Source organism: Parabacteroides sp. KHUB-03, assembly GCF_056640975.1.
Window position 1 is genome coordinate 1,592,836 of record NZ_CM153257.1, and the last position, 23,699, is coordinate 1,616,534.

The following is a 23,699-nucleotide window of genomic DNA, read 5'->3' on the forward strand; positions in this document are numbered from 1 at the left end:
TTAATAGAAATTTTTTCAGGCTGGCATTTTCTAAAACCATCCCGATCTTTTTTCAAAACCATCCCGATGATTTTTTAATTTCATCGGGATGATTTTTTTGCTGAATAGGTGTTTTAGAACAAAAAATACTTTCTTTTGTTAATAACAGAATCTGAGGATTATGCGAGTTAATAGTTAAAGAAGCTATTATTCATTTCATTCGTTAGAAGTTAAGTGGTTGAGAATAAAATGCTATTTCTACTTGACTACTGATTCGCATAGTGAGACAATGATTTATGATTAAAATAGTTTGAGGGTTATTCTTCGCTTTGTACCTCTTTATTTCTTTTATGCAGACTTTTCAATTCGAAGCCTAACATTACCCTGAATATTCCAATGATAAGTAAAGCATAGGCTATTAGGTAGACAAGAGTAAATGCCCCGGCTCCCGGTTGCCATATTATACCGATAGAACAAATGATAGCCAATATGCCAAAAGCCATATACCAGCCCCAATTACGTGTACCATATCTTTTTAAATCAAGAGAATAACCGGTTGCTGAAAATCCTCTGAACATTAACCAGAAAGCTAAAATGAATGGTAAGACACTCATGCTTAAGCCCGGATTAGCCATAAGAAGAATACCCAGAATCAAATCGACGATACCGCCGGTAAGGTACCATCCCCAACTGGAAATATTGTTTTTATTACTGATTGCAAATGCAATTTCAAACATCCCACTGACAAACATCGATATACTGAACAGTATACTTAAAACAATATAACTAGCCAAAGGAGCAAACATTAAATAAATAGCAATGATGATATACAAAATGCCTATTAACAATGACATCCACCAGTTTTTTACGGCATAATTAATTTGATCGATAAAAGTCTTCATATTGAATCTGTTTTTTAATTTTAATTTTCTCATGTAACAAACCGTCCCAAAGAAAAGTTCCGAAACTCCTCTCTTGTAGAATATTTTACATATATTTGCCCTAAATTTAACAGATTGTACACGCATGAAAGGTATCGTTTTAGCAGGTGGCTCGGGTACACGATTATATCCGATTACGAAAGGTGTTTCCAAGCAGCTTTTGCCTATATATGATAAACCAATGATATATTATCCGGTGTCGGTTCTTATGTTGGCCGGCATACGTGAAATCCTGATTATTTCGACACCTCAGGATTTGCCTGGTTTTCGCCGTTTATTGGGTGACGGTTCGGATTATGGCGTTCATTTTGAATATGCAGAACAACCTTCTCCGGACGGATTGGCCCAAGCGTTTATCATAGGAGCCGATTTTGTGGGAAATGATTCGGCATGTTTAGTGTTGGGTGATAATATTTTTTACGGACAGAGTTTTACTTCTATGCTGAAAGAAGCTGTTTCCAATGCTGAAAAAGAGAAGAAAGCTACCGTTTTTGGGTATTATGTAAATGACCCGGAGCGTTATGGAGTAGCCGAGTTTGATTCGGAAGGAAATGTTTTGAGTATTGAAGAAAAACCGGAAGAGCCGAAATCAAATTATGCTGTAGTCGGCCTTTATTTCTATCCGAATAAGGTTCTTCAGGTGGCAAGCCGGATAAGACCTTCGGCAAGGGGTGAATTGGAAATAACAACGGTTAACCAGGAATTTCTGAAAGATGGAGAATTGAAAGTCAAATTGTTGGGACGCGGGTTTGCCTGGCTGGATACAGGGACGCATGATTCTCTTTCGGAAGCATCTACTTTTGTAGAGGTAATAGAAAAGAGACAAGGGTTGAAAGTTGCTTGTTTGGAAGAAATCGCTTATCGGGCCGGATGGATCGGTGCAAAAAAATTGACTGAAATTGCTCGACCTATGGTTAAGAATCAGTATGGGCAGTATTTGCTTAATTTATTGAGGTGAAAAAATTTGAATCAGAGATGAATAAAGAGAGTAAAATATTTGTAGCCGGCCATCGTGGATTAGTCGGATCGGCTATATTAAAGAATCTTCAGGACAAAGGATATACTAATTTTGTCTTTCGTACACATACAGAATTAGATCTGACAGACCAACAAGCTGTTAATGCTTTTTTTGAAGCGGAAAAACCTGAATATGTATTTTTATCGGCAGCGCATGTCGGAGGTATAATGGCAAATAGCCGTTATCGTGCAGATTTTATTTACATTAATTTGATGATTCAGAATAATGTTATACATGCATCTTATAAAAATGGAGTTAAGAAACTCTTGTTTTTAGGAAGTACATGTATATATCCTTGTGAAGCTCCTCAGCCGATGCCTGAAGATTGTTTGCTGACTTCTCCATTGGAATATACAAATGAGCCTTATGCTATTGCAAAAATTGCAGGTATTAAAATGTGTGAGAGCTATAATTTGCAATATGGTACGAATTATATTGCCGTTATGCCGACAAATTTATACGGCCCTAATGATAATTTTAATTTGGAGACTTCACATGTGCTTCCTGCAATGATTCGTAAAATACATCTCGGAAAATGTTTGTTCGAGAGAAATTTTGATTTCATCCGGAAGGATTTGGATTTTCGCCCGGTAGAAACGATTTCCGGTTCTGCATCGGAAAATGAAATAATTGCCGTTTTGGATAAATATGGAATACGGGAGGGTGAAGTTGAACTGTGGGGAACGGGGAAACCTTTGCGTGAGTTTTTATGGAGTGAAGAAATGGCCGATGCTTCAGTTTATATAATGGAACATATAGATTTTGCAGATGTCCGCCAGAAAGAAGGCGAAGTCCGTAATACCCATATAAATATAGGTACCGGTATTGAACTTAGTATAAAAGATGTTGCTACATTAATTAAAGAAAAGATCGGGTATAAGGGCGATTTAAAGTTTAATTCCTCAAAACCGGATGGCACGCTCCGAAAGCTGACGGATGTAACGAAGCTGCATTCTCTGGGTTGGCACCATTCAGTCGAAATAAATGAAGGCGTTGAGCGTTTATATAAATGGTATCTGGAGAATTTATAATTAATGGTTGGTGAATGATAATTTGAAATAAAATATGAATAAAGTTGCGTTAATTACAGGAATAACAGGACAAGATGGTGCTTATCTGGCTGAGTATTTAATAAAGAAGGGCTATACGGTGCACGGTATCAAACGCCGTTCGTCTATGTTTAATACGGATAGGATAGACCATTTATACCAGGATCCGCATATTGAAAACCGTAATCTTATATTGCATTACGGTGATTTGACAGACAGCTTGAACCTTACCCGTATAATAGGGGAAGTTCAACCGGATGAGATTTATAATCTGGCAGCTATGAGCCATGTAAAGGTCAGTTTTGATACCCCGGAATATACAGCCAATGCTGACGGATTAGGCGTGTTGCGTATATTGGAAGCAGTGCGTTTGCTGAATTTGATTCCTAAAACACGTATATACCAGGCTTCGACCTCGGAATTGTATGGTTTGGTACAGGAAGTTCCTCAGAAAGAAACAACTCCGTTTTATCCGAGAAGTCCTTATGCAGTAGCTAAGCTTTATGGTTACTGGATTACTGTTAACTATCGTGAAGCTTATAAAATGCATGCATCAAATGGTATTTTGTTTAATCATGAATCACCATTACGCGGAGAAACATTTGTGACTCGTAAAGTGACACGCGCAATATCCCGTATTGCCTTGAATATGCAAGAGAAAGTTTATATGGGAAACTTGTCATCTAAACGGGACTGGGGGCATGCCAAAGATTATGTTCGTGCCATGTATGCCATTTTACAACAGGATGAACCTTCTGATTACGTAATTGCAACGGGTATTACAACGACAATCCGGGATTTTATAAAAATGACTTTCGAAGAAGTTGGCATGGAGGTAAGTTTCCATGGTGAAGGTGTTAATGAAGTTGCCGTTTTGCGTTCTATAAATGAAAAAATATTTAAAGAAAAAGTAGGTGAAGTTTATTTTGAAAATGCTAATAAACGTATAGGGGAGGAAGTTGTGGGGGTTGATCCTCAGTATTTCCGTCCTACGGAAGTTGAGCTTTTAATTGGCGATGCGACTAAAGCACGTGAACGTTTGGGATGGGAACCCCAGTATTCTCTTAAAACATTAATAGAGGATATGGTGTTATCTGATGTGAAATTGATGAAGAAAGAATCCTACCTGAGAGAAGGGGGATATAAAATTTTGAATTATTTTGAGTAGCAGAAAACAAAATACAACTTTTATTTGTTATAATTGAAAAATGAGTTAATTTTGCGTTGTCTTTAAACGTTTTTTTTAGGTGAATTGATTGTTTAATTTAAATGTTATAAATATGAAGACTAAGATTTTACTTTTAGCTTTATTATCAGGATTTGTATTTTCTGTCTCCGCGCAGGAATTTCAACCTCAGGTAGGTTTCAGTACTGAGAAAGGCTATAAAACAAATTTTAAAAAGAACAGAGCGAGAGATAATTGGTTTATTTCTGTTGCTGGTGGTGCTAGCATTTTGTTGGGAGACCAGAACAACAAAGCTGATTTTGGGAACCGTTTGAATTTTGCACCTCAATTTTCTTTTGGTAAATGGTTTAATCCGTATTTGGCATTCCGTACTCAGTTCAACGGTGGTATTCTTCACGGATTTGTAGGTGACAATGCCCAACTTATGCAGCATAATAAATATGTAGCAGGTCATGTGGATTTGTTGTGGGATGTAACTAATTTCTGGGGTGTTTATAATGAATCAAGAGTGTTCCATTTTATTCCTTGGGTCGGTTTTGGTTATGCCCAGCGTTTCAAAACAACAGAAGCTGCTGAATTTGCAAGATCAGAATCTCCTTCTTTAAATGCAGGTATTTTGATGGCATTCCGTGTTAGCAAACGTGTAGATATTAACATTGAAGCACAGGGTTCTTTGTTGAACGAACAATTTAACCGTGTTGAAATGAATCATTTGTCTGACGGTATTGCCCAGGTAAGTGCCGGTTTGACATTCAAGTTAGGTAAGACAGATTTTGAAGTTCTTCAGCCGATGGATTATAACTTGTTGAATGACTTGAATAATCAGATCAACTCTTTGCGTGCAGCTAATGATGAATTGAGCAAACGCCCGGTTTCTTGTCCTGAATGTGAAGAAGTGGTAACTGAGGTTGTAAATAACTATGTAGACAATATAGTTTATTTCCGTCTGAACAGTGCCAAGATTGACAAGAACCAACAGATCAATATTTACAATACTGCTGAATTTATGAAGAATAACAAGACTCCGATTAAAGTCATTGGTTATGCAGATAAAGATACCGGTACTTCTAAATACAATATGAGCCTTTCAGAAAAACGTGCTAAAGCCGTTGCTAAAGAATTGATCGATAAATACGGTATACCATCTGAACAGATTTCCATTGAATGGAGAGGCTCTGATGTTCAGCCTTATGGTGTAAATAACTGGAACCGTGTTGTTATTATGAGTGCAAATAATTAATTTGTCAGAAATTATATGACAAAAAGGCTACACAATCCGTGTGGCCTTTTTTTTGCTCGAAAATATTGATTACTTTTGTGAGATTTTAGCAAGTTTGTATGGAACTAAATAAAAAACATAGCTATCTGATTCAATGGCTGGTCGGAGTAGGGGATTTAATTGTTCTGAATGCCCTTTTTGTGTTGGTATTTTATATATTGGGTGAACATTATACAAATGCTATAGCTCATAATTTCAGGGAAATTCTTTTGTTGTTGAATTTCTGTTACTTCTTTTCTTTGTATTTTGTGCCGATGCAGTTGCACATGCCTGTTGTTTATATTGATAAAATTGTGCAACGGGCATTTGTGTTGGTTACTTTCTTGATATTTCTGTTTGCAACCTGTCTCATTTTCTTAAATGTTGGTGATATCTTAGCGACCTTTTTATTTGTTTATTATTTTTCTGCGATAGTTATATTTTCACTATGGCGCGTTATTGTACGCGTATCATTGAAAATCTACCGTAAGAAAGGATATAACTTTAAGAAGATTATTATCGTTGGTGCAGGAAAAAATGGAATGGAACTTTATCGCGTAATGAAAGATGATCTTTCTTATGGTTTTAGTGTAATGGGGTTTTTTGATGATAATTTATCATTGAAAAGTGCATTACCCAATTACTTGGGAATGACGAATGAGGTGGAAAATTACGTTTTAGCTCATGATGTTGACGAGATTTACTGTACGTTGCCTGGAACGAATGATGAGAAGATATTAAGGATACTGAACTTTGCGGAAAAGCATATGGTTCGTTTTTATATTGTTCCGGAATTTTACAGAAATATAAAGAAGAGCCTGGTGATGGAAGTGATGGAGTCTATTCCATTGCTGACAGTACGTAGAGAACCATTGCAAGCCGCTTATAACAGAGCATTGAAGCGCTCTTTTGATGTTGTTTTTTCTTTTATTATATTGGTTACTATATATCCTGTATTATATGTTGTAATAGGTGTTTTAATCAAAATGAGTTCGCCCGGTCCTGTTTTGTTTAAACAAAAAAGAACCGGATTATACGGTCAGGAATTTGAGTGTTATAAATTCCGGACAATGAAAGTAAACCGGGAAGCCGATACATTGCAAGCTGTGAAAGATGATCCTCGTAAAACACGTATTGGCGATATTTTACGAAAGACAAATCTGGACGAATTTCCCCAGTTTATTAATGTAATAAAAGGAGAAATGTCGGTTGTCGGACCACGTCCACATATGTTGAGACATACGGAACAATATTCTGCACTTATAGATAAATACATGGTTAGACATTTGGTAAAACCGGGTGTGACCGGTTGGGCTCAGGTGACTGGCTATCGAGGAGAAACCAAAACACTTGAACAAATGGAAGGCCGTGTTAAAAGAGACGTTTGGTATATCGAAAACTGGACTTTTTTCCTGGACTTGAAAATTATAGTCGTAACAATTTTAAATATGTTCAAAGGAGAGAAGAATGCTTATTGATGATATAGGTTGCACACTTTTTCCGAATTTGTGTAATCTGTAATTATAATTGTGCTATCTTTGCAGCCGATGGGAAGAATAATTGCAATAGATTACGGTCGGAAACGTACCGGTTTGGCAGTTACAGATACATTGCAAATGATTGCAAATGGTCTTACTACGGTTCCAAGCGGAGAGCTTGTGAAGTATCTGTCGGAATATATTTCGCGTGAATCTGTCGATCTTTTTGTTGTAGGTCTTCCGAAGCAAATGAATAATGAGTTGTCCGAAAATATGAAATATATCCAGGCTTTTGTGACTCATCTTAAACGAACAATCCCTGATATCCCGGTAGAATATTATGATGAACGCTTTACGTCTGTAATGGCTCATCAAGCTATGCTTGAAGGTGGTTTAAAGAAGAAGAAGCGGCAGGAAAAAGGTCTGGTAGATGAGATTAGTGCGGTAATTATCCTGCAAGCATATTTGGAAAGTAAAAAATATAATAATTTATGATTTTACCTGTATATTTATATGGCCAGCCCGTATTGCGGAAAGAGGCTGAGAACATATCAAAAGAGTATCCCGAATTAAAGCAACTGGTGGCAAACATGTATGAAACCATGTATAATGCGGATGGTGTAGGTTTGGCCGCCCCGCAAGTAGGACTGTCAATACGCGTATTAGTGATAGATGCCGATGTGTTGGGTGATGATTGTCCTGAATGTAAAGGGTTTAAACGTGCAATGATTAACCCCGAGATTGTAGAACGTAGCGAAGAAGAAGTTGCGATGGAAGAAGGTTGCCTCAGTCTTCCCGGAATACATGAAAAAGTATCCCGTTCAAAAAAAATCCGTGTAAAATATTTTGATGAGAATTGGGAAGAACATGATGAAGTTGTTGAAGATTTTGCAGCACGTGTGGTGCAACATGAATGTGAGCATCTGACCGGACATGTTTTTATAGATAATATTTCGGCAATTCGCCGTCAATTGAATAAAGGCAAACTAAATAATATAATAAAAGGGACAGCCCGCTGCTCATATCGCATTAAGGCTGTAGGTAAGTAAAAAAATAAATATGACAGATTTAAGTAAAAACATTCAGACCCTGAGGGAAAAGAAAGCCGTCGTTGAGATGGGTGGAGGTGAGGCTGCTATCGAAAAGCAGATCGCAATGGGTAAATTAACTGCCCGTGACCGTATTCTCTCTTTGTTGGATAAGAATTCTTTCCACGAGTACGATTTGTTTGTAAAGCACGATGGTCGTGACTTTGGTATGGAAAAGAAGGATCTGCCTGGTGACGGTGTTGTTACCGGTACTGGTACGATTTTTGGTGCTCCTGTTTGTATCTATGCGCAGGATTTTACAGTTGCCGGAGGTTCATTAGGTTTGCAGCACGCCCGTAAAATTACAAAGATCATGGATCATGCACTAAAGATGAAATGTCCGATTATTGGCATTAATGACTCGGGTGGTGCACGTATTCAGGAAGGTGTTGGAGCTTTGGCTGGATATGGTGAAATATTCTATCGTAATACAATTGCTTCGGGAGTAATTCCGCAGCTTTCATTGATATTGGGACCTTGTGCGGGGGGCGCTGTTTATTCTCCGGCGTTGACAGACTTCGTTTTTGTAGTGGAAAACATTTCCAAGATGTTTATTACAGGTCCGAATGTAATCAAAACCGTTTTGGGAGAAGATATCTCAATGGAAGATTTGGGAGGAGCCCGTGTACATGCAGAAATTACGGGTAATGCTCATTTCTACGCAATGAGTGAACAGGAATGTTTTGAGCAGGTGAAACGTTTGGTCAGCTTTATTCCTTGGAACAACCAGGAGCGTGCAAAAGCTGTAGAGCCGAAAGAGCCATCTGCTATGTTGAATATTGAACAGGTTGTTCCTGCAGACCCGAAACAGCCGTATGATGTACGTGATGTTATCAAATGTATTGTTGATGATTCGGATTTTCTTGAAATCCAGGAATTATGGGCAGCAAACATTGTGATTGGCTTTGGGCGTATGGGTGGTGAAACAGTTGGATTCGTAGCTAATCAGCCTATGTATCTAGCAGGTGTATTGGATTGTGACAGTGCAGACAAGGCTGCACGTTTCATCCGTTTCTGCGATTCATTCAATATACCTATTATTACATTGGAAGATATGCCGGGTTATTTACCTGGTGTAGATCAGGAACATGCAGGTGTAATTCGTCACGGGGCAAAGGTGTTGTATGCATATTCTGAAGCTACTGTTCCTAAGATTACAGTTATTTTGCGTAAAGCTTATGGCGGTGGTTATATTGCTATGAACTCCCGTCATTTAGGTGCAGACTTTATGTTTGCTTGGCCAAGTGCTGAAATTGCAGTTATGGGACCGGAAGGTGCGGCTAATATTATTTTCCGTAAGGAAATCATGGAAGCCGAAGATCAGCATGCAATGCGTCAGGCTAAAGTAAAAGAGTATATTGAGAAGTTTGCAAATCCGTTTGTTGCAGCATCTAAAGGATTTATTGATTCTGTAATCGAGCCAAAAGAAACACGTTCATTGTTGTTGCATGCGTTGAAACTTTCTGTCCAGAAAGAAGAATATCGTCCGGCTAAAAAGCATGGTTTGCCTCCGTTCTAATTAGTTATAGGTATGGAAAATAAAGAAGACAAAGAATTTGTAGACTTCATCGTAACAGCACGTAAATATAAAACGTTGCTTACCGAGAAGTACAAGAACCGCCAGGTATGGCACAAGCCGTTTCTTGGTGATGTGATTTCTAATTTACCCGGAACTATTATTAAGATTGAAGTGAAAGAAGGAGAAACAGTAGAAGCCGGTCAATTATTGCTTATTCATCAAGCGATGAAAATGCTGAATCGTGTAGTAGCTCCTGTTTCAGGTGTAATTGCAGAGATCGGTGTTCAGGAGGGAGAAAAGATTGGAAAGAATCATTTGATGGTAAAGATAGAACCTAAATAAAATAATAAGGTAATAAAGCAGACTCCCGTGTAACTATATGTTGTACGGGAGTTTTTTATTATTAAGATGGAGTGTGAATAAGATAAATTACTTATTTTTGCCTCCTATTCGGGTGAATCGTCTTTCACCTATACAATTAATTTAGAATGAAAAAGGCAATACTCTGTTTAATAATACAAATATGTACATTTTCGTTGTGTGCACAGATTAATACGGATCGAGTGTTAGCAATCGGGCGAAACGCATTATATTTTGAAGATTATGTTTTATCTATACAGTATTTTAATCAGGTAATTAAGGCAAAACCCTGGTTGGCTGAACCCTATTTTTATCGTGCTGTAGCAAAGATCAATTTGGATGATTATAAAGGAGCAGAAGAAGATTGTTCTTTATGTCTTCAGCGCAATCCGTTTTTAGTTCAGGCATATTATGCACGTGGAATCGCCCGCCAAAGTCAGGAAAAGTATGATGAAGCAATTGCAGACTATCAGAAAGGGCTTGAGTTTAAACGTGAAGATCGGCAGATGCTCGTGAATGAAGCGGTTGCGTATATACAAAAGAAGGACTATGATGGGGCGGAAAAGGTGTTTAAAGTATTGATGGAAGCTCATCCGAAGTATTCCATGAATTATCTTACCCGTGGAGCAATGTATCTTGAAAAAGGAGATAGCGTAAAAGCTTTGGCCGATTATAACAAAGCAATAGAGATGGACCCGTACTATGCTCCTGCTTATGGAAATCGAGCAATATTATATTATCAGACAAATGATCTGAAAAAAGCCTTGACTGATTTGAATGAAGCTATTCGTTTGGACACTCGTGAAGGAGGCTATTATATTAACCGTGGCCTTGTGCGTTATCAGTTGAATGATTTGCGTGGAGCTATGGCCGATTACGATCAAGTTATCAGTATGGATAAACGTAACCTGATAGCTCGATTTAACCGGGGTTTATTACGTTTTCAGGTTGGAGATAATAATCGCGCTATTGAAGACTTCGATGTTGTTATAGAAGAAGAACCGGATAACTACATGGCTTATTATAACCGGGCTTTATTGCGTGTGGAAACAGGCGATTATGCCGGAGCTGTTAATGATTTTGATTTTGTTATAAGGCAATATCCTAACTTCTTGCCGGGATATTATAATCGTGCGGAAGCAAAACGCAAGATGCGTGATTTTGCTGGTGCCGATCGTGATAACTGGACGGCTTACGAGTTGGAACAAAAAATGAAGAAAGAACGGGAAGAAGGCAAAACCGGCACGGCAACAGCAGATGCATCTTCCAATTCTAAGACGAATAGTAACAATGGCGGAAAGAAGGAAAATACACGTGAGCAGTCTGATAAGAATATTGATAAATTCAATCGTCTTGTTGTTTACGATAAAGAACAAGAGCGTAAGAGTAAATATCAGAGCGAAGTGCGTGGCCGTGTACAGGATCGGAATGTCCGTGTAGATTTGGAGCCGCAGTTTGTGTTGACATATTATGAGAAACCCGATCCAGTTAAAAAGCTAGTCTATTATGATAAAAAACTGGAAGAATTTAACAAAAAAATGATTTTGCAGCGTAAACTTCGTTTAACTAATGAAGAAGCAGCTCTAAATGAAGATCAGATCGCCCAGCATTTTGCGTCGATAGATGAATATTCGGCTAAGATCGCTCAGAATCCAATAGACCCTAATGCTTTTTTGGGGCGAGCTTTGGATTTTATGTTGGTACAGGACTTTACAGAAGCAATTAAAGATTATGATAAAGTTGTTGAATTGGATCCTTCTTTCGCGATGGCTTATTTTAACCGGGCTGTAGTACGTTATAAACAACTGGACTATAACCAATCGCAGTCTGCTTCATCGGATGATGATTTTTCGACAATGAGTATGAGTTTTAATGTGGGGAAAAAAACGCAGCTTCAAAATAATAACACGGATGCATCGACAGCCATGTTGAAAGATAATAAACGGGCTTATGAGCATGAGATGATAATGCGTGATTATGACATGGTAATTAAGTTGAATCCTGAATTTGTATATGCTTACTTTAACCGGGGCAATTTGCGTTGTGTCCAACGTGATTTCCGTGCAGCTATTCAGGATTATACTGAAGCGATTCAAAGAGATCCTGAATTTGCCGAGGCTTATTTTAACCGTGGGCTTGCCCGTTTGTCGTTAGGAGACGCTAATCGGGGTGTTGCTGATTTGAGTAAGGCGGGAGAGCTCGGAATCATTAATGCATACAGTATAATTAAACGTATGATGAGCAATAATTAAAAAAAGAATACTACCTTTGCAGATTAGTAAAAGAATTTTAGTAAACAGATTATGATAAAGATTACATTTCCGGATAATTCTGTAAAAGAATATGCCGAAGGAACGACTGCAATGCAGATAGCAGAAAGCATCAGTCCTCGTCTGGCTCAGGATGTTCTGGCTGCAGGTGTAAACGGTGAAATATGGGATTTAAACCGCCCCATTTCTCAAGACGCCTCAGTTAAGCTTTTCAAGTGGGAAGACGAAGAAGGTAAACATGCATTCTGGCATTCCAGTGCACACTTGATGGCAGAAGCATTACAGGAATTGTATCCGGGCATTAAATTCGGTATAGGACCGGCTATCGAAAATGGATTCTACTATGATGTAGATCCGGGTGAAGCAGTTATTAAAGAAGGCGATTTTCCTGCTATCGAAGCAAAAATGCAGGAGTTGGTTGCCAGAAAAGAAGAAATCAAACGTCAGGACATTTCCAAGGCGGATGCTTTGAAAATGTTTGGTGATAGGGGCGAAGAGTATAAAACGGAACTTATCAGTGAATTGGAAGATGGTAGGATTACAACCTATACACAAGGTGCATTCACTGATTTGTGTCGTGGTCCGCACTTGCCGAATACATCTTATTTGAAAGCTGTTAAGATTCTGAGTGTTGCCGGTGCATATTGGCGTGGTGATGAGAAGCGTAAACAGCTGGTTCGTTTGTATGGTATTACTTTCCCAAAGAAAAAAATGTTGGATGAATATCTGGCATTGATGGAAGAAGCCAAGAAACGGGATCATCGTAAAATCGGTAAAGAACTGGAATTGTTTACTTTCTCTACAGCAGTAGGAGCAGGGCTTCCGTTATGGTTGCCACGTGGTACGCAATTGCGTTTGAAATTGGAAGATTTCCTGAAACGTATTCAAAAGAAATATGGTTACCAACAAGTAATGACTCCACATATCGGAGGAAAACAACTTTATGTAACTTCAGGCCATTATGCCAAGTACGGCAAAGATTCTTTCCAGCCGATACATACTCCGCAAGAAGGTGAAGAGTTCTTGTTAAAACCGATGAACTGCCCTCATCATTGTGAAATTTATAAATCATTCCCGCGCTCATATAAAGACCTGCCTTTGCGTTTTGCAGAGTTTGGTACGGTTTATCGTTATGAACAAAGTGGCGAATTGCATGGTTTAACCAGGGTACGTGGTTTTACGCAAGATGATGCTCACTTGTTCTGCCGTCCTGATCAGTTAAAAGATGAATTCCTGAAAGTAATGGATATTATTTTCATTATTTTTAAAGCGTTGGATTTCGAAAATTTTGAAGCTCAGATTTCTTTGCGGGATAAAGTAAACCGTGAGAAATATATCGGTTCCGAAGAAAATTGGGAAAAAGCAGAGACTGCTATTATCGAAGCATGTCAGGAAAAAGGCTTGAAAGCAAAGATAGAGTATGGTGAGGCTGCTTTCTATGGTCCGAAATTGGATTTTATGGTGAAAGATGCTATTGGCCGTCGTTGGCAGTTGGGTACAATTCAGGTTGATTATAATTTACCGGAACGTTTCGAATTGGAATACACCGGTGAAGACAATAAGAAGCATCGTCCGGTAATGATTCATCGTGCACCATTTGGATCAATGGAACGTTTTGTGGCTGTATTGATCGAACATACAGGTGGAAAGTTCCCGTTGTGGCTTACTCCTGATCAGGTATGTATTATGCCTATCAGTGAAAAATTCAATGAGTATGCATGGAGTATTGCCCGTCAGCTGGAAGAACAAGATATTCGTGTTCTTGTAGATGATAGAAACGAAAAAATAGGTCGTAAAATTCGTGATAATGAATTGAAGCGAATTCCTTACATGCTTATCGTCGGAGAGAAGGAAGCGGAAAATAATGAAGTTTCTGTAAGAAAACAGGGCGAAGGTGATAAAGGTTCGATGAAAATTACTACCTTTGCAGCGCTTTTAAATGGCGAGGTAGAGGATATGATGAATCGCTGGCAAAAAAAGTAAAGATTAAATAACTAATAACGAGGAGAATAAATCATTTTTGAATGAAGAATGACAATCAGAAAGAACAGTATAGAATTAACGAACGTATTCGTGTTCGTGAAGTTCGTTTAGTAGGTGATAATGTAGAACAGGGAGTATATCCAACATCTCAGGCTCTAAAGATGGCTGAAGACCAAGGATTAGACCTGGTTGAAATTTCACCAAATGCTGCGCCCCCCGTTTGTAGAGTGATTGATTATCAGAAATTCCTCTATCAACAGAAAAAACGTCAGAAAGAGCAGAAAGCTAAGTCTGTTAAGGTCGTTGTAAAGGAGATTCGTTTCGGACCTCAGACTGACGATCATGATTATAACTTTAAATTGAAACATGCTAAAGGTTTCTTGGAAGAAGGCTCAAAGGTGAAGGCGTATGTGTTCTTTAAAGGCCGTTCTATTCTTTTTAAGGAGCAAGGAGAAGTATTGTTACTTCGTTTTGCAAACGATTTGGAAGAGTATGGAAAAGTGGAGCAATTGCCTGTGTTGGAAGGAAAGCGAATGATTATCATGCTTACTCCAAAGAAGGCTGCAAATAGTGTCCCGTCTCCTAAAAAGGTGGAGATATCTAAGCCGGTAGTTAAGAAAGTTGTAGTATCTCCTAAACCGCAGACTGATTCTGCCAGCGGTAAAGAAGAAAAAGAAGATTAATAATCTGCCGATTAAAGGCAGTCAAGTTTAATAATTAAATATAATTGGAAAATGCCTAAGATGAAGACTAATTCCGGTGCCAAAAAGAGGTTCGCCCTTACCGGATCAGGTAAAATCAAAAGAAAACACGCTTTTAAGAGTCACATTCTGACAAAGAAGACTACGAAGCAGAAGAGAAATCTTACTCACACAGGTTTAGTAGCTAGTGTAGATGTAAGCAATGTTAAGCAATTGCTTGGCTTGAAGTAATCTTTTTAATTAAGCGAGTTTTAAACGATTTTTATTAACCGAATGCATTTAGCAAATTAAGATCATCTGAAAAGGATGACGCTAACATTCAAAACAGATTAGAATTATGCCTAGATCAGTAAATCATGTTGCTTCAAGAGCAAAAAGAAAACGGATTTTAAAACTTACCCGTGGTTATTATGGTGCACGCAAGAACGTTTGGACTGTAGCTAAAAACACATGGGAAAAAGGTTTGACTTATGCTTTCCGTGACCGTCGTAACAAAAAACGTAATTTCCGCGCATTGTGGATTCAACGTATTAATGCTGCAGCACGTTTGGAAGGTTTGTCTTACTCTCGTTTAATGGGAGCTTTGCATGCTGCCGGCATCGAGATGAACCGTAAGGTTTTGGCCGACTTAGCCATGAACCATCCTGAAGCTTTCAAAGCTATCGTAGCAAAAGTAAAGTAAATTTATGCTATACATGAATGAAAAGGTCTTTCGGAAGAAAGGCCTTTTTTTATTTTATGGAGAATAAAAACATACTTTTTTCAAGGAAAATGTTTGGAATTATCAATCCTATTACATATCTTTGTGAAAAGAAAGATGAGTTAAGCCGCACTTGTTCGATTGGGAAACTCATCAGTTTATTCAATTCCGAGACATAGCTCTTGTTGCTAATGGCGGGCCGCGCCCTTCGGGGTATGCTTAGCACGGCGGATTACAAAGGTGACAAAGCACTCAAATCCTGTCATACGGAGTTTGTTCATATCTACGGTGCGGCTTTTTCAATACGGAAGGGAAAATCTCAAATGAGGTTTTCCCTTTTTTATTGGATATGAACTCGCATTACGGCATCCATAACAGAATTGGACAATAAAATAGGAAACGATTTGAGCTTTTCTTGTTTGCAAAGTTCTTTATTTTGCATTATCCTTCTATTTTTGTAAAAGTATGCATTTGTATAATACCTGCAAAACATTCGTTTCTTGTATTTCCGGAAGTATAAAGGCGGCCTCCTTTAGCGACTTTTTAGTATCTGTATCTTGGGGAAGATAACTAATCTTCGTATATTTACCCGCCAAGAAAGAAACACTTAAATAATAACCGATTCTATGCAACTGCCAAAACAGTCATTTAAACATGTTGCTCTTTGTATGGTCGCTTCGGCGTTCCTCATGGGAGCTTGTACACCCAAACAAACCATGCGGGTAAAACTTATTCCCAAACCTGCCGAAATGGTAGTTGGCACCGGCTATTTCCAAGCCGATACCAACCTGCTGATGGGAGAGGGGCAATCCGGTACTATCCGGTATATCCTCCATGAAAATTTTGATGGTGGAAATCCCGAAGCCTACCGGCTCAAAGTCACTTCGAAAGGAATTGAAGCGGAAGCGGCTACCGATGCCGGCTTGTTTTATGCCAAACAGACGCTTCGTCAGTTAGGCACCCCCGAAGGTATTCCTTATGTCGATATCTATGACACTCCTCGTTTTCCTTACCGTGGGTTGCATCTAGACGTGTCTCGCCATTTCTTCCCCAAAGAGGAGGTATTTAAGCTACTTGATGCTATGGCTTACTATAAACTGAATACTCTTCATTTCCATCTTACCGACGCTGGAGGTTGGCGTTTTCAAAGCGATAAATACCCTAAACTGACTACCAAAGGAGCTTTCCGTACAGAATCCGACTGGCAGAAATGGTGGGACGGCAAAGACCGCCAATACCTTCCTGAGGGCACTCCCGGTGCTTATGGAGGATATTATACCAAAGAGGATATCAGGCAAATGGTAGCCTACGCTACCGAACGCCACATTAACATTATCCCCGAAATCGAATTCCCGGGCCATTCGGATGAAGTGTTGTTTGCCTATCCGGAATTGTCCTGCTCAGGCAAGCCCTATCAGAACGGCGATTTCTGTATTGGCAACCCAAAGAGCTTTGCCTTTATGGAAGATATACTGACGGAAGTAACAGACCTTTTCCCATCCGAATACATCCATATCGGAGGTGATGAAGCCGGGAAAGGCGCCTGGAAGAAGTGCCCTAAATGTCAAGCTTTGATGGCCAGAGAAGGCATGAAAAGCGTAGACGAACTGCAAAGCTATATGATACACCGCGCCGAAGAGTTCTTGATTTCTAAAGGCCGTAAACTGATAGGCTGGGACGAGATACTTGAAGGCGGTCTGGCGCCGGAAGCAACCGTGATGTCGTGGCGCGGCGAAAACGGAGGTATTAAAGCTGCCCGCATGGGACACGATGTGATTATGACTCCCGGAGGTTATATGTATTTTGATTTTTATCAGGCCGATCCTAAAACACAGCCGTATGCAATTGGCGGTTATACGCCGGTTAAGCATGTATATAGCTATAACCCTGTTCCCGTCGATTCATTGACTGCGGAAGAGAGCAAACATATTATAGGCGTGCAAGCTAATACGTGGACTGAGTATATCCAGACAACCGATCATTTAGAATATATGATGTTTCCCCGTGCTCTTGCGCTGGCCGAAATTGCCTGGACACCGCAAGACTTGCGTAGCTGGGAAGACTTTAAGCCACGTATGAATGCCAATATTCCGGTATTGCAAAAGATGGGTATAAATACTTTTACCTTGTCGGACGAAATAGAAACTGTGATGAAAGTAGACACAGTAAAGAAGCTGATAGAAGTTGTGCTTGATGCCGAGAAATATCCGGCCGAGATCCGCTATACAACCGACGGATCTGTACCTACAGCTTCTTCAACATTATATAAAGGAGCTATTGTTGTGAAAGACTCCGCTTATATCAAAGCTGCCATTTTCCGTGACGGCAAATTGCAGGGAACGCCTACTGAAAAGAAAGTAGACTATCACCGGAGCATCAACAAACCTATACATTATAACAGTAAACTCTATAGCGGATATATGGCCGGCGGAATGAATGCCCTGCTGGATGGCTATCGTGGCGGTCTTACCTATTTGGACGGACGTTGGCAAGGGTATCTGAATGACCTCGACTGCGTGGTGGATATGGAAGAAGAAACAGATATACATAAAGTTTCTATTCGTTTTATGCAACTGATTGGCCCAGGCGTCTTTCAACCGGGTGAAGTGGAACTGTTAACTTCCGAAGATGGCGAAAACTTCATATCCCGGGGAGTTGTTCCTACAACGATATCCAATACGGATAAAGATCTTTCTTTCCAGGAATATACGTTCTCCGGCGATTGGAAAGCCCGGTATATCCGCCTGAAAGCAACAGAAGTAAACAACGGTTTCATCTTTGCAGACGAGATAGTAATCTGGTAGATCGGAGGAAGACTTTCTACTTACGCATGGGAAGTCTTTTTACTTATAACTCGGTAATAATACTAAAATTAATAGATAAATGAAGAAGCAATTAATGACCTTTCTCTTGTGTGGCGGCCTTATGGCATCGGCACAACAACCGGTAGATTATGTGAATCCTTTCATAGGGACGAGCAATTACGGGACAACTAATCCCGGCGCTATATGCCCGCAAGGAATGATGAGCGTTGTTCCTTTTAATGTAATGGGTTCCGCAACGAATAAGTTCGACAAAGATGCCCAATGGTGGTCTACGCCGTATACGTCGGACAACAACTTCTTTACCGGTTATTCTCATGTAAACCTTAGTGGTGTAGGGTGCCCGGATTTGGGCAGTTTGCTTTTGATGCCTACAAGCGGCGAACTTAATGTAGATTATAAAGAATACGGCAGCCAGTATAAAGATGAAACGGCTCATCCCGGCTACTATAGCAATACGCTGACTAAATATGGAATCAAGACCGAGGCCACAGCAAGCATGCGTACCGGACTTAGCCGCTTTACTTTTCCGAAAGGGCAGGGCAATATCCTGATGAATCTGGGTGAAGGCCTGACAAACGAATCGGGAGCAACCGTTCGCATCGTGAACGATACAGAGATAGAAGGAAGCAAATTACTGGGAACTTTCTGCTATAATCCGCAAGCCGTGTTTCCTATCTATTTTGTAATGAAGGTGAGCAAAGCTCCCAAGCAAATGGGGTATTGGAAGAAACAACGCGAGATGAAAGGCGTAGAGGCCGAATGGGATGCCTATTCCGGCAAATATAAACTGTATACCAAGTATACCCGCGAAATGAGTGGCGATGATGTTGGCGTCTGGTTTACTTATGATACAGACGAAAACGAAGTTATAGAGGTGAAAGTCGGCGTTTCTTTCGTCAGCATCGAGAATGCCCGTCTGAATATGAATACGGAGCAACCCAACTTCGAATTCGATAAAGTACGTGCAGCAGCCAGCGCGATGTGGAACAACGATCTTTCGCGGGTGAAGGTAGAAGGAGGCACAAATGACGAGAAAGCAATCTTTTATACCGGCATGTATCATCTGCTGATCCATCCGAACATTATTCAGGATGTGAACGGAGAATATCCGATGATGGAAAGCCTGAAAGTTGGCCATACAACAGGCAACCGTTATACAGTTTACTCTTTATGGGACACCTATCGCAATGTCAGCACGTTGATGACACTACTTTACCCCGAACGTCAGCTCGATATAATCCGTACCATGATCGATATGTACAAGGAAAGCGGCTGGTTGCCCAAATGGGAGCTTTACGGACGGGAGACACTCACCATGGAAGGTGATCCTTCCATACCTTATATCGTAGATGCATGGATGCGCGGTTTACGCGATTTCGACGTGGAAACAGCTTACGAAGCTATGCGCAAAGGAGCAACTACTCCGGGCGAATTTAACCTGCTCCGTCCGGATGCAAACGATTATTTCAGCAAAGGCTATGTGCCACTGCGCGAACAATACGACAACTCAGTCTCCCATGCTTTAGAATATTATATTGCCGATTGGAACCTGGCCAACTTTGCCGGAGCTTTGGGCAAGAAAGAAGATGCCAAGCTATTCCGCGACCGCTCTTTGGGCTATAAACACTATTATAGTAAAGAGTTCGGCACGCTTCGCCCTATTTTGCCGGACGGGACGTTCTATTCCCCTTTCGATCCGAAGCAAGGCGAGAACTTTGAACCAAGTCCGGGCTTCCATGAAGGCAATTCATGGAACTACACCTTCTATGTGCCGCACGATATTAAAGGGTTGGCAAAGTTGATGGGCGGTGATAAGAAGTTTGTAGACAAACTTCAGATGGTGTTCGATAAAGGGTATTATGATCCGGCCAATGAACCCGATATTGCATATCCTTATCTGTTCAGCTACTTTAAAGGCGAGGCCTGGCGTACGCAGAAGATTGTCCGTCAATTGTTGAAAGACTCCTATCATAATGCGCCGAATGGTGTGCCGGGCAACGAGGATACGGGAACGATGTCTGCCTGGGCTATTTTCTCCATGATGGGATTCTATCCGGCCTGCCCCGGAGATGTGAACTATGTAGTAACTTCGCCAACGTTTGACAAGATAACGATCCAACTGGATAAGAAGTTCTATCCCAAAGGCCGGTTGGTAATAGAGTCTGTACACAATAAGCCGGAAGATATTTATATCAAGGACGTATATGCCGGTGATAAGAAACTGAGAGGTTATACCATTTCACAGGAAGAACTTGTAAATGCAGGCGTACTTAAATATATTCTGGAAGATACACATAAGTAATTAAGAAGAGGCTGTCAAAAGCCGGAATTAAGGAACGCAGACCCTATTGATTTTATTAATAATCAATAGGGTCTGCGTTCTTCTGCGTGTTCTACATCCGGTAATACAAATCCGGGGGGGGAGGGGCATCTCTTTCAACCAAAAGCGTCGGCTGCCCACTGCCGGCTGCAGAAATCATTGACACTCCCCTGATTGAAGCATCTCCCTACTTAGGGAGATTATTTCCCCCTAGCTAGGGAGATTGTTTCCCCTTACCTAGGGAGATTGTTTCTCCCTACCTAGGGGGATGGTTCAACCAGGGAAGGGCGGGAAGCCGAATGAGGCTAAGACAAAGAGGGTGTACAGGCGGCGGTATATCCGGGCTTGGGAAAGTCTGGGCTTATTAGAACCACTTGATCTTTCTGAATATGAAGAATGCCGTAGCAGATAGAAAAATGGAGCATAAAACAATGAGAATAAACCCGTGTGGCATGTCTTCCATATAAATTGGAACATTCATACCATAAAAGCTGGCAATTAACGTAGGCACCATCAGGATAATGGATAAAGACGTCATGCGTTTCATAATTGTATTCACATTATTGGATATAATAGAGGCAAAGGCATCCATCGTACCGGTAAGAATGTCGCTGTATATGTTTACTGTCAGGTGAGCCTGCTTCAACTCGGTTTCTACATCCTCTACTAATTCTTTGTCCATATAAATCGGGTCCTGGAAAATACTTTGCAGTTTGGTAAGCATCACTTCGTTGCCGCGGATAGAGGTATTAAAGAAAACCATACTCTTTTCCAACTTCATCAGCGTAAGCAAATCTTCATTGCGGATGCTTTTCTCTAATGCCTTCTCTGCCTGCGAAACGGCATAATTTATTTGTTTCAGGTATTTCAGATACCAAACGGCAGACGAATGAATAAGACGTAATATCAAATCATATTTATGCCGTACTACCACTTCCTTGCGGCGTGTGTACCGGATAAAGTCAGAGATCAGTTCTGTTTTATAATAGCAAACCGTTACTATAATTTCATTATTTGTGATGATTCCGATAGGTACGGTAGTAAAAAGAATCCCTTGCTCTTTGCTTTGTACCGGAATACGCAGGATCGTAAGCAACCATTTTCCCTCATATTCAATGCGGGCACGCTCGTCGGTGTCGGCAATGTCGCTAAGAAAAGATTCGGGAACCTGGAATTCGTTAATAAGATATCGGATATCGTCCGTAGTGGGGCATTCTACATTAACCCAGCAGTTAGGAAGCCATTGCTTTTTTTCTACAAAGCCGGCTTCACAATAAAGAAAACTTCTCATTATTGCCTCCTTTCATCATTGTTGAGTGCAGAGGATAATGAGGTGGTATATCCTCCGCGCTACATTAATTTGTACTTGTCTGTCTGTTCTCGCGGAATACTGTCGTCCATAATTGATAATTACTTTTTACGGTCGCAAAGATAGTCTTTTTTCTGTATACTTTGGCAAAAAATGTTACCTTTGATTCCCCAATTAAGTAATGAACAATGGCAGAAGGAACCAAGAATACAGGAAGAGGAAGACAGAAGACAGTGGTAGTGCCCGATATGGGACGTTTGCAACCACAGGCTCGCGAACTGGAAGAAGCTGTTCTGGGGGCATTGATGCTCGAGAAAGACGCATATTCAATAGTAAGTGAAATATTGAAGCCAGAGTGTTTTTACGAAAAGTCGCATGAGAAGATTTATTCTGCTATTGTAGACCTGGCTATCAGCCAACGTCCGGTAGATATGCTGACTGTGACCGAGCAGTTGAAACGCAGAGGCGAGCTGGAAGAAGTGGGAGGACCTTTTTATATTTCCCAGCTAACCAGTAAAGTGGCCAGTAGCGCCCATATAGAATACCATGCCCGCATTATTGCCCAGAAATATCTGGCACGCGAACTGATTTCTTTCACAGCTATGGTTCAGGGCAAAGCATTTGACGAAACCATTGACGTAGACGATCTGATGCAGGAAGCCGAAGGCAAACTGTTCGAAATATCCCAACGTAATGTAAAGAAAGACGTTACCCAGATCAATCCCGTAATCAAGGATGCAATGGAGATGTTGCAGAAAGCAGCCAACCAGAAGGAAGGCTTGAGCGGTCTGCGAACCGGTTTCGAAGGGCTTGATAAGATTACTTCGGGTTGGCAGAATTCCGACCTTATCATTATAGCCGCCCGTCCTGCGATGGGTAAGACTGCGTTTGTGCTTTCTATGGCTAAGAATATGGCGGTTAACTTCAATACTCCGGTAGCTTTGTTTTCGCTTGAAATGAGCAATGTGCAGTTGGTGAACCGTTTGATTGTGAACGTATGTGAGATTCCGGGCGAAAAGATTAAGAGCGGACGCCTGGAGAGCTACGAATGGGAGCAGCTGGACTTTAAAATCAAGGAACTTTATGATGCGCCTATTTATGTGGATGATACGCCCAGTTTGTCAGTCTTTGAATTGCGTACCAAAGCGCGCCGTCTGGTGCGCGAACATGGCATCAAATGTATTATTATTGACTACCTGCAGTTGATGAATGCCAGCGGTATGAACTTCGGTAGCCGTGAACAGGAAGTAAGTACCATTTCGCGATCTCTGAAAGGCCTGGCTAAGGAGTTGAATATTCCTATTATTGCCCTGTCACAGTTGAACCGTGGTGTTGAAAGCCGCCAAGGAGTAGAAGGGAAGCGCCCCCAGTTGGCCGATTTGCGTGAATCAGGTGCAATTGAGCAGGATGCCGATATGGTTTGCTTTATTCATCGTCCCGAATATTATAAGATTACAGAAGATGAACGTGGAAACTCATTGATAGGCCTTGCCGAAATCATCATTGCCAAACACCGTAACGGTGCAACAGGAGATGTGAGACTCCGGTTCAAAAACGAGTTTGCCAAGTTTATGAACATAGAAGAAGACATCCCGATCCGCGAGTTCTCTTCTAATATGAACAGTGCGCCGGAACCTTTGCCTCCTATACCTCCGGCAGGTGCCGATTTCCTGAATCAGGGAAGCAGCAACGAGGTACCGTTTTAGCGGATAAAA

Annotated in this window: 19 protein-coding genes; 17 read left to right on the top strand and 2 right to left on the bottom strand. The window is 40.5% G+C overall.

All coding sequences use genetic code 11. From position 1 onward, the window contains the following. Positions 1 to 296: 296 nt before the first annotated feature. Complete coding sequence (locus ACYIB7_RS06840) at positions 297 to 881, bottom strand: HdeD family acid-resistance protein (RefSeq protein WP_099464010.1); 585 nt, start codon at positions 879 to 881, stop codon at positions 297 to 299. A gap of 124 nt (positions 882 to 1,005) precedes the next feature. Here ACYIB7_RS06840 and rfbA point away from each other — a divergent pair, with 124 nt between their 5' ends. From rfbA to ACYIB7_RS06920, 16 genes are all read left to right on the top strand, one after another. After that, a complete protein-coding gene (gene rfbA / locus ACYIB7_RS06845) occupies positions 1,006 to 1,878 on the top strand; it encodes a glucose-1-phosphate thymidylyltransferase RfbA (protein ID WP_103983079.1) in 873 nt (290 codons plus the stop codon). Between the two features lie 17 nt (positions 1,879 to 1,895). Further along, entirely contained in the window at positions 1,896 to 2,969 is a 1,074-nt protein-coding gene (locus tag ACYIB7_RS06850) for a GDP-L-fucose synthase family protein (RefSeq protein ID WP_103983080.1), read from the top strand. Between the two features lie 34 nt (positions 2,970 to 3,003). Continuing rightward, the gene (gene gmd / locus ACYIB7_RS06855; protein ID WP_103983081.1) at positions 3,004 to 4,155 is read left to right on the top strand and encodes a GDP-mannose 4,6-dehydratase; all 1,152 of its coding nucleotides are present in this window, start codon (positions 3,004 to 3,006) and stop codon (positions 4,153 to 4,155) included. 112 nt (positions 4,156 to 4,267) lie between these two features. Beyond that, positions 4,268 to 5,413: an OmpA family protein gene (locus ACYIB7_RS06860; RefSeq protein ID WP_103983082.1), complete on the top strand. Its 1,146-nt coding sequence runs from the start codon at positions 4,268 to 4,270 to the stop codon at positions 5,411 to 5,413. A 98-nt stretch (positions 5,414 to 5,511) separates the two neighbouring features. Then, positions 5,512 to 6,909, top strand: a complete 1,398-nt coding sequence (locus ACYIB7_RS06865; protein ID WP_103983083.1) for an undecaprenyl-phosphate glucose phosphotransferase — start codon at positions 5,512 to 5,514, stop codon at positions 6,907 to 6,909. 69 nt (positions 6,910 to 6,978) lie between these two features. Then, the gene (gene ruvX / locus ACYIB7_RS06870; protein WP_103983084.1) at positions 6,979 to 7,404 is read left to right on the top strand and encodes a Holliday junction resolvase RuvX; all 426 of its coding nucleotides are present in this window, start codon (positions 6,979 to 6,981) and stop codon (positions 7,402 to 7,404) included. Beyond that, a complete protein-coding gene (def, locus tag ACYIB7_RS06875) occupies positions 7,401 to 7,958 on the top strand; it encodes a peptide deformylase (RefSeq protein WP_099462906.1) in 558 nt (185 codons plus the stop codon). Before ruvX ends, def begins: the two co-directional genes overlap by 4 nt. A 10-nt stretch (positions 7,959 to 7,968) precedes the next feature. After that, complete coding sequence (locus tag ACYIB7_RS06880; RefSeq protein WP_099462905.1) at positions 7,969 to 9,516, top strand: acyl-CoA carboxylase subunit beta; 1,548 nt, start codon at positions 7,969 to 7,971, stop codon at positions 9,514 to 9,516. 12 nt (positions 9,517 to 9,528) lie between these two features. Then, positions 9,529 to 9,858: an acyl-CoA carboxylase biotin carboxyl carrier protein subunit gene (locus ACYIB7_RS06885; RefSeq protein ID WP_099462904.1), complete on the top strand. Its 330-nt coding sequence runs from the start codon at positions 9,529 to 9,531 to the stop codon at positions 9,856 to 9,858. 146 nt (positions 9,859 to 10,004) lie between these two features. Then, positions 10,005 to 12,128, top strand: coding sequence for a tetratricopeptide repeat protein (locus ACYIB7_RS06890; protein ID WP_103983085.1), 2,124 nt, complete (start codon positions 10,005 to 10,007; stop codon positions 12,126 to 12,128). Positions 12,129 to 12,179: 51 nt separating this feature from the next. Continuing rightward, positions 12,180 to 14,129 carry a threonine--tRNA ligase gene (thrS, locus tag ACYIB7_RS06895; protein WP_103983086.1) on the top strand — a complete coding sequence of 650 codons (1,950 nt, stop codon included), beginning with the start codon at positions 12,180 to 12,182 and terminating at the stop codon, positions 14,127 to 14,129. Positions 14,130 to 14,170: 41 nt separating this feature from the next. Then, positions 14,171 to 14,812, top strand: coding sequence for a translation initiation factor IF-3 (gene infC, locus ACYIB7_RS06900; protein WP_103983087.1), 642 nt, complete (start codon positions 14,171 to 14,173; stop codon positions 14,810 to 14,812). Between the two features lie 51 nt (positions 14,813 to 14,863). After that, on the top strand, positions 14,864 to 15,061 hold the full coding sequence (gene rpmI / locus ACYIB7_RS06905) for a 50S ribosomal protein L35 (protein ID WP_103983088.1): 198 nt from the start codon (positions 14,864 to 14,866) through the stop codon (positions 15,059 to 15,061). Between the two features lie 106 nt (positions 15,062 to 15,167). After that, positions 15,168 to 15,512: a 50S ribosomal protein L20 gene (gene rplT / locus ACYIB7_RS06910; RefSeq protein WP_099462899.1), complete on the top strand. Its 345-nt coding sequence runs from the start codon at positions 15,168 to 15,170 to the stop codon at positions 15,510 to 15,512. Positions 15,513 to 16,198: 686 nt separating this feature from the next. Then, positions 16,199 to 18,334 (top strand): glycoside hydrolase family 20 protein, encoded by a 2,136-nt coding sequence (locus tag ACYIB7_RS06915; RefSeq protein ID WP_480338458.1) that lies wholly within the window; start codon positions 16,199 to 16,201, stop codon positions 18,332 to 18,334. 79 nt (positions 18,335 to 18,413) lie between these two features. Continuing rightward, positions 18,414 to 20,657 carry a GH92 family glycosyl hydrolase gene (locus ACYIB7_RS06920; protein WP_103983090.1) on the top strand — a complete coding sequence of 748 codons (2,244 nt, stop codon included), beginning with the start codon at positions 18,414 to 18,416 and terminating at the stop codon, positions 20,655 to 20,657. A gap of 382 nt (positions 20,658 to 21,039) precedes the next feature. Here ACYIB7_RS06920 and ACYIB7_RS06925 read toward each other — a convergent pair whose 3' ends face one another. After that, entirely contained in the window at positions 21,040 to 21,966 is a 927-nt protein-coding gene (locus tag ACYIB7_RS06925) for a magnesium transporter CorA family protein (RefSeq protein WP_099462896.1), read from the bottom strand. Positions 21,967 to 22,172: 206 nt separating this feature from the next. On the opposite strand from ACYIB7_RS06925, the gene dnaB reads away from it, so the two are divergent. After that, complete coding sequence (gene dnaB, locus ACYIB7_RS06930) at positions 22,173 to 23,690, top strand: replicative DNA helicase (protein WP_103983091.1); 1,518 nt, start codon at positions 22,173 to 22,175, stop codon at positions 23,688 to 23,690. Positions 23,691 to 23,699: the final 9 nt, after the last annotated feature.

Coding starts and splice junctions, on each gene's coding strand:
- ACYIB7_RS06885 (WP_099462904.1), top strand. CDS start 9,529: ATGGAAAATAAAGAAGACAAAGAATTTGTAGACTTCATCGTAACAGCA.
- ACYIB7_RS06920 (WP_103983090.1), top strand. CDS start 18,414: ATGAAGAAGCAATTAATGACCTTTCTCTTGTGTGGCGGCCTTATGGCA.
- ACYIB7_RS06840 (WP_099464010.1), bottom strand. CDS start 881: ATGAAGACTTTTATCGATCAAATTAATTATGCCGTAAAAAACTGGTGG.
- rfbA (WP_103983079.1), top strand. CDS start 1,006: ATGAAAGGTATCGTTTTAGCAGGTGGCTCGGGTACACGATTATATCCG.
- rpmI (WP_103983088.1), top strand. CDS start 14,864: ATGCCTAAGATGAAGACTAATTCCGGTGCCAAAAAGAGGTTCGCCCTT.
- def (WP_099462906.1), top strand. CDS start 7,401: ATGATTTTACCTGTATATTTATATGGCCAGCCCGTATTGCGGAAAGAG.
- ACYIB7_RS06865 (WP_103983083.1), top strand. CDS start 5,512: ATGGAACTAAATAAAAAACATAGCTATCTGATTCAATGGCTGGTCGGA.
- ACYIB7_RS06915 (WP_480338458.1), top strand. CDS start 16,199: ATGGTCGCTTCGGCGTTCCTCATGGGAGCTTGTACACCCAAACAAACC.
- ACYIB7_RS06880 (WP_099462905.1), top strand. CDS start 7,969: ATGACAGATTTAAGTAAAAACATTCAGACCCTGAGGGAAAAGAAAGCC.
- gmd (WP_103983081.1), top strand. CDS start 3,004: ATGAATAAAGTTGCGTTAATTACAGGAATAACAGGACAAGATGGTGCT.
- ACYIB7_RS06890 (WP_103983085.1), top strand. CDS start 10,005: ATGAAAAAGGCAATACTCTGTTTAATAATACAAATATGTACATTTTCG.
- ruvX (WP_103983084.1), top strand. CDS start 6,979: ATGGGAAGAATAATTGCAATAGATTACGGTCGGAAACGTACCGGTTTG.
- ACYIB7_RS06925 (WP_099462896.1), bottom strand. CDS start 21,966: ATGAGAAGTTTTCTTTATTGTGAAGCCGGCTTTGTAGAAAAAAAGCAA.
- infC (WP_103983087.1), top strand. CDS start 14,171: ATGAAGAATGACAATCAGAAAGAACAGTATAGAATTAACGAACGTATT.
- dnaB (WP_103983091.1), top strand. CDS start 22,173: ATGGCAGAAGGAACCAAGAATACAGGAAGAGGAAGACAGAAGACAGTG.
- thrS (WP_103983086.1), top strand. CDS start 12,180: ATGATAAAGATTACATTTCCGGATAATTCTGTAAAAGAATATGCCGAA.
- ACYIB7_RS06860 (WP_103983082.1), top strand. CDS start 4,268: ATGAAGACTAAGATTTTACTTTTAGCTTTATTATCAGGATTTGTATTT.
- ACYIB7_RS06850 (WP_103983080.1), top strand. CDS start 1,896: ATGAATAAAGAGAGTAAAATATTTGTAGCCGGCCATCGTGGATTAGTC.
- rplT (WP_099462899.1), top strand. CDS start 15,168: ATGCCTAGATCAGTAAATCATGTTGCTTCAAGAGCAAAAAGAAAACGG.